The 12,303-nt window shown below is 27.3% G+C and carries 14 protein-coding genes and 1 pseudogene; 13 read left to right on the top strand and 2 right to left on the bottom strand.

Going from position 1 to position 12,303, the window contains the following annotated elements; all coding sequences use genetic code 11:
* Nucleotides 1-220: 220 nt before the first annotated feature.
* From B5X81_RS09940 to B5X81_RS09960, 6 genes are all read left to right on the top strand, one after another.
* On the top strand, nucleotides 221-772 hold the full coding sequence (locus tag B5X81_RS09940) for a GNAT family N-acetyltransferase (protein ID WP_170917355.1): 552 nt from the start codon (nucleotides 221-223) through the stop codon (nucleotides 770-772).
* A 165-nt stretch (nucleotides 773-937) separates the two neighbouring features.
* Entirely contained in the window at nucleotides 938-1,621 is a 684-nt protein-coding gene (locus B5X81_RS09945; protein ID WP_170917356.1) for a DUF421 domain-containing protein, read from the top strand.
* 66 nt (nucleotides 1,622-1,687) lie between these two features.
* On the top strand, nucleotides 1,688-1,816 hold the full coding sequence (locus B5X81_RS28400) for a hypothetical protein (protein WP_280175261.1): 129 nt from the start codon (nucleotides 1,688-1,690) through the stop codon (nucleotides 1,814-1,816).
* A gap of 45 nt (nucleotides 1,817-1,861) precedes the next feature.
* Nucleotides 1,862-2,269, top strand: coding sequence for a GNAT family N-acetyltransferase (locus tag B5X81_RS09950; RefSeq protein WP_079491382.1), 408 nt, complete (start codon nucleotides 1,862-1,864; stop codon nucleotides 2,267-2,269).
* A 105-nt stretch (nucleotides 2,270-2,374) separates the two neighbouring features.
* The gene (locus B5X81_RS09955; RefSeq protein WP_244282050.1) at nucleotides 2,375-2,947 is read left to right on the top strand and encodes a GNAT family N-acetyltransferase; all 573 of its coding nucleotides are present in this window, start codon (nucleotides 2,375-2,377) and stop codon (nucleotides 2,945-2,947) included.
* A gap of 55 nt (nucleotides 2,948-3,002) precedes the next feature.
* A complete protein-coding gene (locus B5X81_RS09960; protein ID WP_244282051.1) occupies nucleotides 3,003-3,686 on the top strand; it encodes an amidohydrolase family protein in 684 nt (227 codons plus the stop codon).
* 72 nt (nucleotides 3,687-3,758) lie between these two features.
* Here B5X81_RS09960 and B5X81_RS09965 read toward each other — a convergent pair whose 3' ends face one another.
* Nucleotides 3,759-4,148 (bottom strand): hypothetical protein, encoded by a 390-nt coding sequence (locus B5X81_RS09965; RefSeq protein WP_079491385.1) that lies wholly within the window; start codon nucleotides 4,146-4,148, stop codon nucleotides 3,759-3,761.
* A gap of 810 nt (nucleotides 4,149-4,958) precedes the next feature.
* Between B5X81_RS09965 and B5X81_RS09970 the strand changes: the two genes are divergently transcribed.
* From B5X81_RS09970 to B5X81_RS27785, 4 genes are all read left to right on the top strand, one after another.
* Nucleotides 4,959-7,172 carry a M56 family metallopeptidase gene (locus B5X81_RS09970; RefSeq protein WP_170917358.1) on the top strand — a complete coding sequence of 738 codons (2,214 nt, stop codon included), beginning with the start codon at nucleotides 4,959-4,961 and terminating at the stop codon, nucleotides 7,170-7,172.
* 340 nt (nucleotides 7,173-7,512) lie between these two features.
* Nucleotides 7,513-8,331 carry an AraC family transcriptional regulator gene (locus tag B5X81_RS09975; RefSeq protein WP_079491388.1) on the top strand — a complete coding sequence of 273 codons (819 nt, stop codon included), beginning with the start codon at nucleotides 7,513-7,515 and terminating at the stop codon, nucleotides 8,329-8,331.
* 82 nt (nucleotides 8,332-8,413) lie between these two features.
* Nucleotides 8,414-8,785 (top strand): VOC family protein, encoded by a 372-nt coding sequence (locus tag B5X81_RS09980; RefSeq protein ID WP_079491390.1) that lies wholly within the window; start codon nucleotides 8,414-8,416, stop codon nucleotides 8,783-8,785.
* Between the two features lie 439 nt (nucleotides 8,786-9,224).
* The gene (locus B5X81_RS27785; protein WP_208985031.1) at nucleotides 9,225-9,362 is read left to right on the top strand and encodes a hypothetical protein; all 138 of its coding nucleotides are present in this window, start codon (nucleotides 9,225-9,227) and stop codon (nucleotides 9,360-9,362) included.
* A 119-nt stretch (nucleotides 9,363-9,481) separates the two neighbouring features.
* Here the strand turns inward: B5X81_RS27785 and B5X81_RS28730 are convergent.
* A pseudogene (locus B5X81_RS28730) lies at nucleotides 9,482-9,649 on the bottom strand (helix-turn-helix domain-containing protein); the annotation flags it as partial.
* Nucleotides 9,650-9,808: 159 nt separating this feature from the next.
* Between B5X81_RS28730 and B5X81_RS27375 the strand changes: the two are divergent.
* The 3 genes from B5X81_RS27375 (at nucleotide 9,809) to B5X81_RS09995 (ending at nucleotide 12,139) form a co-directional block, all read left to right on the top strand.
* Nucleotides 9,809-9,949 carry a hypothetical protein gene (locus B5X81_RS27375; protein ID WP_170917359.1) on the top strand — a complete coding sequence of 47 codons (141 nt, stop codon included), beginning with the start codon at nucleotides 9,809-9,811 and terminating at the stop codon, nucleotides 9,947-9,949.
* A 111-nt stretch (nucleotides 9,950-10,060) separates the two neighbouring features.
* Nucleotides 10,061-11,014, top strand: a complete 954-nt coding sequence (corA, locus tag B5X81_RS09990; RefSeq protein ID WP_079491392.1) for a magnesium/cobalt transporter CorA — start codon at nucleotides 10,061-10,063, stop codon at nucleotides 11,012-11,014.
* A gap of 651 nt (nucleotides 11,015-11,665) precedes the next feature.
* Complete coding sequence (locus B5X81_RS09995; RefSeq protein WP_079491394.1) at nucleotides 11,666-12,139, top strand: UPF0158 family protein; 474 nt, start codon at nucleotides 11,666-11,668, stop codon at nucleotides 12,137-12,139.
* The last annotated feature ends 164 nt before the right edge of the window (nucleotides 12,140-12,303 follow it).

Here is a 12,303-nt window from a genome sequence, read left to right on the forward strand (position 1 = left end):
GTGTCAATAGCCTTTTGATAGCAGGGATAAGTTGCATCTTATGTGTATATTTGATTTAAGATGGGATGCAAAAGAAAAATAATTCCTCAAGACAATAACCAATTTATATTAAAAATTAAAGGCTCAAATGAGTTTCCAATACCAGGGAGAAAATGTGCATTTAAAAAATAATTTATAGAGATCTCTGTTTAGTATTACAATATATAAGGAGATGAAAATTATGGAAGTATTATTAAGAAAATTTGAAGAAAAGGATATACCTAAATTAATATCATGGATTCCATCAAAGGATTTCTTAATTCAATTTGCAGGACAAGCATATCAATTTTCTTTAATTAAGCAACAGCTTAAAAAAGATATTGAAGAAATGGAAATGAAAAATAATAATTTAATGTATAAAGTAATTGAGAAGGAAACAAAAAATGTTATAGGACATATTCAACTCATAAGGATAAATACTATAGATAAAACTGGAGCTATAGGAAGACTTTTAATAGGAGATAAAAGTACAAGAGGTAAAGGGATTGGCGTAAAAATTGTAAACCAACTACTGGATATAGCTTTTTTTGAAATAGGGCTAAAGACTATTAGGTTGAATGTGTATGATTTTAATATTGGTGCAATTAGTTGTTATAAAAAAGTTGGTTTTACAATAGTAAATAGGATAGAGAATAAAGTAGAAATTGATGGGGAATGGCGGGATTGTTTAGTTATGGAAATAACACTTGATAAATTTTTGAAGCTGAGACAAAAAGATACTTTTACATCCTAAAAATGCATTATAAATACATGGTAGAATTGTGTTTAGTCGGAATATTTTTAGGAGGACAACTATGAAGCAATTTCTTTTTATTTAATTTTTGAATACATATTGTTTTTTAAAATAATAATAATTAAAATGATTATTTTAAAATAAATGGAAAGCGGGGGAGGTTATTTGCTTGAACCTCTAATAATTGTACCACGTACAGTTTTGGCACTCATTTTTCTTTTTATATCTACAAAAATATTGACTAAAAGAAGTTTGTCTAAGTTAACTCATTTTGATTATCTTGCTATTGCAACCTTGGGAACTGTAGCTGGTAATCTAGCATTTAATTTGAAGATAAGGATTATAAATTTTATTATTTCCATGATAGTAATTACATTAATTATTTATTTAGTATCTTATCTTTCTTTAAAATCTAGATTATTACGTAAACATTTGGCTGGAGAACCAACTATTCTAATTAAGAATGGCAAGATTTTAGAAAATAATATGTCTAAGTTGAAATACTCTTATGATTACCTAATTCAGCAACTTCGTGAGAAAAAAGTTTTTGATATTAGCCATGTTGAATTTGCAATATTTGAACCTAATGGAGAGTTAAGTGTTCAGTTAAAATCTCAAAACCGACCATTGACTCCACGTGATCTTAATATACAGACTGATTATGAAGGACTTGCTACGGAGATAATTCTAGATGGAAAGTTAATAGAAAATAGCCTTAAGCTAAATAGCTTAACTAAACACTGGCTTAAAGATGAACTAAAGAAAAGAGGAATTAAAGATATAAAAGAAGTGGCTTTTGCAGCATTAGCTACAAATGGGAACTTATATATAGACCTTTATCGGGATTAGCTTATCTCTGAGTTTTATAGAGGGATTTAAATTGGTGGGTGGACATTTAAAAGAATAGAACCCTGTTTGGAAGTCTTGTCAAACAATGGATTTGTAGAGCATGTACATATTGATGGAAAAAACAAAGAAGAAGTAGTTGAAAAAATATTAATGAATATTAATAATGGGAAAAGGTATAGATTTGTTGAAGTTTGATTTTTATGTAAGTAAAAAATAGTTCTAATGGTAGGATGATTTTATATGTATGTGTTTGAATATGCAGATAGTTATTCTTTTGAATATCTTAGAAAACATGATATTCATATATTAGATGAAATGTTATATAAAAAAATAAGAGATAATGAAGTTATAATTGCAAAGAAAGATGACAAAATAATTGGTTGGTTACGATATAATTATTTTTGGGATAGCATTCCCTTTTTAAATATGTTGGTGATAGATGAAAAGTATAGAGGAAATGGCATTGGAAAAGATTTAGTAAGATTTTTTGAAAAAGAAATGAAAGCTAATGGATATAATATTATTATGACTTCGTCATTATCCAATGAACTGGCTCAACATTTTTATAGGAAACTAAGTTATAAAGATTCTGGCAGCTTAATAATAGAAGATGAAGCATTAGAAATTATATTTACAAAGAAATTATAAGGTAGCGGTGAACTGTATGCAAGCATCATTAAGTAGTATTTTTTATTGCTTCGAATCATCTGTTTATAATATATTTGAAAAGTATCTTATTAGGATGACGATAAAATGAAAAATAAGGAGATGAATATGAGTATTAACATACAAACTGAAAGACTGATATTGAGAGAATTTACAAAGGAAGATACAGTTGATTTACATGAAATATGTAGTGAGACATATATTTTAAAATGGATGCCTGATTGGGAGGTTCCTTTTGAGATTAGAGAAAAATGGATCGAATGGGTTAGAAGTAAATATATTACCTCGACCCGAGAAAATATAAGAATGATGTTAGGAATAGTATTAAAGGAAAGTGGAAAGTTAATTGGAATGGTAGGTGTCGGTAATAAAGAAGAAGTAAATAATGAAATTGAGATTGCATATTTTATAACAGAAAAAATGAGCGGAAAAGGATATGTGAGTGAAGCAGTGCAAGCAATGAGTAAATGGATATTTAAAACTTTTGATATAGATTATTTAATAGCAATTGTGGAGTTAGACAATTATTCTTCTCAAAGAGTTGTAGAAAAATGTGGATTTACAAAAATAGGCAAAAGGATGATATTGAATTCTGGTGAAAGTGAAGAAAAACCATTTTATTATTATAAGCTGTTAAACAATAGAAAGCAAATAATGTAGAATTAGTATTGAAGATCATGATTACAAGATACGAGGGGTATGAGTATGGATCATAGTGAAAGATTTATATGATGGGATTACTATTTTGGAAATAGGTGAAGATGTTTGGGCAAATACATACTTTTATAACAATAATGTGGAAGAATTAATAGGAGCCTTTAATTCAATAAAAAATACTATTGCACCAAATATAGGTTTAAGATTACAGTTGGGATTGTCTCGTCACTGTAACATTAAAGATATAGAAGAGTGGATTAAGCCTTTTTGGGATTATAATTGTTTCTATTCCATTGATTTATATGGAGATGAATTTGCTCAACCTATAGAAAATTTCAAAGAAATATATCGTAAGGCAAAAGAGGAAGGACTGATACTGAAAGCCCATGTAGGAGAATGGGGAAATGCTGATTCTGTAAAAAGAGCTGTTTCAGAATTAGAGCTAGATGAGATTCAACATGGTATAACTGCGAGTCAATCTCTTCAAGTTATGAATTGGCTAAGAGATCATAATATTAGGCTAAACATTTGTCCTACAAGTAATGTAATGTTAAATAGAGTAGAGTCAATAAAGAAACACCCTATTAGAAAGCTATTTGATAATGGTATTAAAGTTACTATAAACTCAGATGATGTTCTAATTTTTGACAGTTCTGTCTCTGGAGAGTATTTAAAATTATTTCAAGAAGGTGTATTTTCAGCTAAAGAATTAGATACCATTAGATTGAATGGTTTAGTTTAAAGTATAGCTAGTTTCATTTGATTTAATTCTATAATAGAAAAATAGTAGTGGTTTTCTATAGGAATTCACATATTACTGAATATCTAAACCATAATCTACAATATAAATACCGCTAGAAGGATAATATGTTATATGCCATTGTTTTTTTCCATCATTGTGAAGAGATAAGTCTACAATATACTTTGGTAATAGGACTTCTATAGTATCATTACCATCACTTATATTAGCAAAATGATAATCCTCTACATATAGTAAATATTTAGAGTCGTCTAAAGTTAATTCTTGTAATTCTTTAACTCTTACTTTTCTTGTATTTGTTACATTACCTTTAATTACTATTCTTGAAATAGATTGCTTGCCTTCTAAAAGCTCTTTCTGTATATCTTTGAGTGAAACATCTTGATAAACAGGAACATTTTTCATTAGATATTTTTGTGTGGTATTTTTAGTTACAATTTTCATGATTTCTTTGAAAAAAGCTGTATTCCTCACTTGAATAGAACTTATTTGATACTTACCTATGTAGAGCGAAGAACGTTTAACTTGTATTGTTAAAACTTTATCTTTGGTTTTGTAATACCAAGTCGTATCGCCATATTTTTGACTGTTTCTGTCAGTTATATATTTATTAAATTCCCCATAAATCGAATTATAGTTTTTAATTCCTGTTAACTCACAGGCAAGGTGTAGAAGTTATTTGCGTTTTTCATCGTCAAGAATATCAGTTTCATATTTTCTAGGATTTTGGGAATGATGGAAAAACTCAGCATTCCTTGTTTTTTCATGCTACCAATACTCAATTTCTGTTCATTTTCAGAATTGTTATTGAGAATAATTTTTTGTTAACCCTATATATTTTCGTATTTCCAACTGTGTCGGAAGCATAATATTTAAAGCAATAGATACAAACTACTTTCATAGAAAGCTTTTCAAGAAGTGTGATTCCATAGTAAAAGTACAGCTAAAAGTGCAATAAATTCATTAAATTTATCTTTTTCATAAGACATCCACTACTATAAGTGTGGGCTAGGATTTTCTTCAGGTGGAGTAGAGTCTCCATCTGAAGCTTCGACCTTCTATTTTAGCTAGAATATTTTTTAAAATAAATACTTGACATTTTAAAATTACAAATGTAAACTTATATTGTAATTACATTTGTAAACTGAAATTAATTATAGTTTATATTCATTACTTCATATGAAGATATCTATTAGGAAGCTATTTAATTAGTGACATTTGTAAAATATAAGAATCTGAATGGGGAAATATGACATGGGTATAATAAACAGAGTTTTTTTAGGGGTATTAAAATCTTCACTGAATGCAAGTATTATAGCGGTTTTGATTATGATAATAAAAGGATTGCTTCATAAAAAGATAAGTCCTAGAATACATCATGCATTATGGTTTCTAGTATTAATACGCTTACTTATTCCTTTTCTTCCTGAAAGCAATCTAAGTGTATTAAATATTTTACAACAAAACACATCAAATATTATGTATTATGATCATGGTAATGATGTTGTATCTAAAATTGATACCGTTAAAGATGATTTAAATAATATTGACATCATTAATAAAGATACTAATAACAGCTTTGATAAAGAAATTAATAGTAAACAACCAAAAAAAACTAATGATAATGAATTAATTTTATCTGAAGAAAATACAATTATTAGCAATAAAATAAATATCTTATCTTTAATATGGTTGTCAGGTTTTCTTTTTATAGTTATATTTATACTTGCTTCAGCTATTAGAACTAAAAACAAGGTAATTAGATTAGCGAAAGTTACAGATGTTGAAATATTATCCATTATGGACAGCTGTAAAAAAATAATTGGGATTAATAAGGAAATTCCACTTTATACAGGAAACTATTTTAATAGTCCTTGTATATTAGGAATTATCAATCCGTGTATTTACTACCCAAGGAATAAACTTGATAATATCAATAAAAATAATTTATATCATATCCTTTTACATGAACTTGCTCACTTTAAAAGAAAAGATCTATTATACAATCTAATATGTGTTTTAACATTGTCTTTACATTGGTTTAATCCATTAATATGGTTTGTTGTAAAAACTATGAGAGTAGATAGAGAACTGGCATGTGATGCATATGTACTTAATACTATTGGTGAATCAGAAGTTACATCATATGGAATGACAATAATTAACTTTCTAGAAAATAGTTCATTAAATAAAAACAAGCATAGTTTGCTCTATTTTAATGAAACAAGTTGTAAATTGGAAAGGAGAATAAAAATGATTAAAGGCTTTAAAAAAGGTAGCTATAAAATATCTATGCTAACTATAGTTATTGGCATATTAATCTCATCTGTTACACTTACTGATGCTATAACACCTACATATAATAATAGCGTCAAACCAATTAATTCTATTGAAAAAAACAAAGATAAAGTAACAATATTTGATCCTAATAGAATAGAGAATAAAGATATCTTAAAGCCTAACCGTAGAGCATATGGAGATATCAAAAAAATTTCTAAAGTACTAAACTTTAAACCAAAATTGCCTGACTATATTCCAAATGGATTTATCTTTAAAAATGTGATATTAATAAATTTAAATACTAATAAACCTGAGATGCGGGTATGGCTTAACTACCAAACACAAACCGGTCCTCATTCAAGTATGACGTTTGTAGCTACACCTATTACTGAACCATTAGAAAAGTTTGATACACCATTTCTACATGGTTACAAAGTAACATTTACTAAAGAAGAAATATCCATTGATAATATGAAAATCATTAAAGCAAAAGCTAAAGATAGTTTTATGACAGATATATACTATGTCTGGCAAAATGATGGATTGCAATATACCATATTAAGAGATGGAGCTAGTGCTTCAAGCCAAGACGATGAAATTTTTAAAATGATAAAATCTATTAAATATCCTGAAGACATTAAAAATGTAAGCTATAAAAATGATTTAAAGGGTCCCCGCCAATCTTTAGAAGTATACGATACCTATGACTTGGTTGAAGCCGTAAATGCTATAGGATTTATTCCAAAGCTATCATATAAACTTAAGGAAAGCTATGAAATTGGTGAAATTTCTGTTCTAAATAGAACACGTATCTTATACAACGAAAAAGACTTAACAAAAAAAGTTTTTCTTACAGTCTATGGAGACGAAACTAGTAATAATAAATTTACCTTTGAGCAGATAAAAGACAAAGATTTATACAAACAAATTAAGAATAATAACCATATAAAGAATTATTATGAAAAAACTATTAATATTACCTCTTTTAAGTTAGAAAATAAAGACGTATATAAATCAGAAAAATACCTTGAATACCATGATGCTCCCGATGAGCCTTATATCATTACCTATTTATGGGAAGAAGATGAATATTTTTGTGTAGTATCTCTAAGTGAAAAGATTGAAAATCATGGAGATATATTAAAAGAATTAATTAATTTTAAGCCATTAGATATTGACAGTTTATAATACAACCTATTTTATATATCCAAAAACAAGATAACTTTTCAAGTTATCACTAAAAGCTTCAGCAATTTGCTGAAGTTTTTTAAAAAAAAAATTATTTGTATTTAAATTATTTTTCTAATTAATATTACCTAAGCCCCCATGAATATAAATAGATATACAAAAAATGAGAAGTTGAAAAAGGGCAAAAAGGTGATATAAAAAGAGTTAGATAAAAAAGGTTGCTCTTATGGAATATAGAATATTAATGTCCGACAAAAAAGTGTCTTAAAAAGGGGTGATAATCCAAATAGTTTATGAATATATCTAAAAATTATTCTTTAAATAAAGGTTGGATATAACCATGATAAAACAATATATAAATAACTTTATACCTACACAGGGAGAAAAATTGTGGTCAAATATAAAACAGCAATGTACAATATATAAAGAATATCTTCCCTGCAAAGAACTTCAATCTCATATAGCCTGTTATTGGACATCTAAAACAAATAATATTTCTAATAAACCTATTTCTAGTAGAATTATACCTGATGGATGTATGGATATTGTATTTAATATAGAAGAAATAAACAAAGGGAAATGTGGATTAGTATCTGGATTAATGACTATGCCTGAGGAACAAAAAGTTAAAGGTATAAGTGAGTTCATAGGGGTACGCTTTTGGCCTGGAGAGATAATTCCATTTCTTAAAAATTCAGCAAATGATTTTACCAATCAGTTGATTCCTTTGGATAGTATTTTAGGAAAAGTTGCCTTTGACATAAGTGAAAAACTATACTTTGAGGTAACATTAAGTGAGAGATTAATGATTATTGAAGAAGAATTAGTAAAATTGCTATTAAAAGCTAGTGTATCCAATAAACTAATAAAAAGTGCGCTATGCACAATCTATCAACATAAAGGCATAATATCTATTAGAAGCTTATCAAAAGAAATGAATATAAGTCAAAGACAATTATCTAGAAAGTTTAAAACTTGGATAGGGACAAATCCAAAAACATTTATTAATATAATACGATTTCAATATATTATTAAGCAACTTAATGAAAGGACTAATATTAATTTTCAAGATTTAGCCTTAGAAAATGGATATTATGATCAAGCTCACTTCATTAAGGAATTTAAAGCTCTTTATGGGAAAACTCCTGGGAAATTATGATATGAAAATGTCCATTTTTTACAATACAATGCTTATAATTAGTAGTAAAATAGAGAAAAAGAGATATTAAGGAGGATTAAAAATGAATTTAACTCATAGTTGTATTATAACTAGTGACGTTAAGAGGTTAAGTGAATTTTATGAGCAGGTATTACAAATTGAAGCAGAATTTTATGGAGAAGACTATGCTGAATTTAAAGTTGGACAAAGTACGTTGGCAATTTTCGACTTGAATGCTCATGATAGTTCAGCTCCAGGCTCAGCTCAAACTGCATCAAACAAAAGCATTATTTTGGAATTTAATGTTGAGAATGTGGATAAAGAATACGAAAGATTGAAGAAGATGAATATTGACTGGATAAAAACTCCAACAACACAACCCTGGGGAAATCGTTCCTTTTATTTTCGTGACATTGATGGAAATATGATTAGTTTTTATACCCATGTTTCATAATACTGAAGAGATACTTTAGAAGCAATATGACGAGTAAGGGTGTAGCCCATTACTCGTTAGTTTTATTTACATATTGATATGATAGTAAAGGTGGAGATATCCCCACACTCCTTAAAATTGCATTATGTTAATGTAGATATAAATTTCCTTTTTAATAAGGAAGATTAGTACAGCTATAATAGTAGTTTAGTAATATTACTATTACTAGCTGGTCTCTAACTTATTTTAATATATGGGAAATTCCCATATATTAAAATAAATGAAAGTGACACTGAGGCGTATAAGAAAAAAGGGAAGAATATAGTGGTGTTTTATATTATTGCCGAAAGTGTGATTATTAATATTAGATTAAGATGATAGGTATTAGTTAGCAACCACAATTTAGTGGTTGCTATTATATTATAAAAAGAGGAGTTAAATTAAATGAATAAACAAAGAAATGAAACACTTTACTACTTTTGCAGTAGTGTTTATTTTATGCTCAATTTCAGCAGCAGTAATGATGTTCACAAAAGATATTACAAATATTTCAGCCTATGATCAGATGAAATTTATCATCAGATTTGCAAAAAGTTAAAAGGTATATAGATATAAATATTTAAAAGAGTGGAAATTTGAAGGGTGTGAGTGATGTGAGTAACAGATTAATGAGAAAACACAAGATATCATGACAGCTTCTTAGAACAATTTATACTTTTATTTATAAGTTTTTGATTGTGGATAAGGATGTTTTTCATCAGTTTTTCCTGCTAAATAGTCTAAGCTTGTTCCATAAAAATCTGCAAGTTTGCATAATGTTTCTACAGATATGGTAATTTCACCCCGTTCATATCTTGAATAAGTTCTTTGATCAATATTTAAATAATTTGATAATTGAACTTATTTTAAATCATTATCTTCTCTCATGTTGCGTATACATTTGAAAATCATAAAATCACCCTAAGAAAATTATATATTAGGCGTATTAGTAGTATTGATATATAGGTTTAATACGCCTATAGCATTTATAAAGGGAGAGATTTAATGCAAAAAAGTCATAAAAAAATAAAAGATGATTATATGTTCGAGATAAAAGAAATACTTGGTAAAATAACTTATAAAGGAATTGAGGACGACAATTTTGAAGAATTAAGACTAGCTTTAAATAGAATATATTATTTATGACTATATTCTTGATCAGTTGTAATATTTCTTAAAAGTTGGTGAACAATAAACATTAACTAAAAAAGGTATTATTTTTAAATATAAAGACAAATTGAATTGGAGGCTAATTCATTGATTAGGGCATTAGGTATAACAAAAGATTTAGAACTAATAAACGACATATCTTTAAAAGAGCTAAATGATCCTAATATAAAATGGTATTGGGTAGATTTTGATTCTCCAAATGAAGATGAGATTACTGTGCTTAGTAATAGCTTTAATTTCCATACTTTATCGATTGAGGATTGTCTTCATTTTCTGCAAAGACCTAAGGTTGATAATTATGATAATTATAATTTTTTTGTTTTTCATTCTTTAAACCAAAAAACACTAGGGGCAGAAGAATTAGATATATTTATAGGTGATAACTATATAGTTACATTTCATGCAGCACATTTATATGAAGTTGATTATGTTTGGGAAAAAGTTCTAAGTGATAAAGATATATTGACTAAGAACCATATTTACATTACTTATTTAATTGTAAATAAAATTGTTACAGAATATTTTCCATCTGTATATAAAATTGAAGATACGCTAAATAATTTAGATAGTTTTGCTAAATATCAATCGTTAAATAACTTGATGAATAAAGTTTTTGATATTCGCAGTGATTTATTAAAATTACGTCGTTTAATTAACTCTATGAGAGACTTACTTTATTCAATATTAAATTCTACTGACTTTGAAGCTTTTGAGTATAGTAAATTGCACTTTACCGATATTTATGATCATCTACTTAGACTTTCAGAGATGATTGAAGCAAATAGAGATATTACAGCTGATATACGAGATAGTTATCTTTCAATTAGTTCTGATCGTATGAATAGAATAATGATGTTCTTTACAGTTATAACGTCAATTTTCATACCACTGACCTTTATTACAGGAATCTATGGCATGAATTTTCAATATATGCCAGAGCTCGAATGGCGTTATGGGTACTTTATTGTATTATCAGTTATGGCATTAATTAGTATTATAATGTTTTTGTGGTTTAAACATAAGAGATGGTTTAAAGATTAAAAAGACATTAACTAATGCAAAATTTGGGAGTATAATCTTTAATAAATTATGTTTTTTTGTTTTTGTGGTTGATAATAACTACAAATAAAATAAGCTGGGTGAGGATTATGAGAGAGAGTATAAGGTTTAAATTTTTAGAAAATAGCAGGGTCAGGCTTTACTAATTTTGATATGATAGAACTAATACCTATAGGGATAACAGGGACAGGTAAGTTTACAGCTGTCAAGCATTTGGATATATGACAGGGAATAAAATCATCTTTTTAGATTCTGAATAAGACTATAAAGAAAATATACAGGAAAATCATATTAATAAAAGTAAAAAATAAGAAGGTATAAAAACAGTATCTAGAATCAATTGCTAATAGAGTCAAAATTACATAGTGCTATAGAAATAAAATGAACAAATGAATCAATATAATAAGGATAAAGAAATTGAAAGACTATTAGAAGATGATGAAGAATTGCCATTTTAAGAATAATGTTATAATTGTAGGAATGTGATAAATACATAAGAAACAAAGATTAAAATGATAATGTTTTTTTACATATGGAAAAGAGTGTATAATATAATTGAGGAAGTAAAACAGAGTGAGATGTTGTAAAATTCAGTATAATTAAGTGTACTTTAGAGATAAGGAGTTTGATTATATGAAACCAATAAATTTAAATGAATTATCAGAACAATTAGATTGTCTTTTTGATGAATGGTTATACTATCTTAATATAAATACGGGTAAAATAGTAGAAATACAGATAGAATACTTTAATATAGCTGAAGAATTAGATGAAAACTATGATATTTCCGGTTATTTAAATTGGGAGCAGGATGAAATAAAAACGGCAATTGATATTTTTGAAAATTGGGATAATTATATTAGTCTTCCTAATAAATTCTATATAGATGAGTATTCTATAATGGAAGAATTTAGTTATAGTTATCATGACAAAAAAGTAAGTGATAAATTATGTTCTGCTATACGTGGTCGTGGCGCATTTCGTAGATTTAAAGATACTATTATTTGTTTTGGAATTGATGATGAATGGTATGCATATAAAAAAGCTAAATTGATTGAAATAGCAAGAAATTGGTGTGAGATTAATCAAATTCCATATTCTAATTAGTACTGTAGTTGATCCTAAAAATCCTGGAGCTTTTGATGAGATAATACACCCATTATGGATATTAATTACAAACATGTATCTAGGAGAGGTAATTACAATAATAGCAGATATTTTGTTGAATATAAAATTGAAATGTTCTTATGTGTTTAGTTAGGACAAGGCTT

Origin of the sequence: Maledivibacter halophilus, assembly GCF_900167445.1 — a bacterium.
In the GTDB taxonomy this organism is placed as follows: Bacteria; Bacillota; Clostridia; order Peptostreptococcales; family Caminicellaceae; genus Maledivibacter; species Maledivibacter halophilus.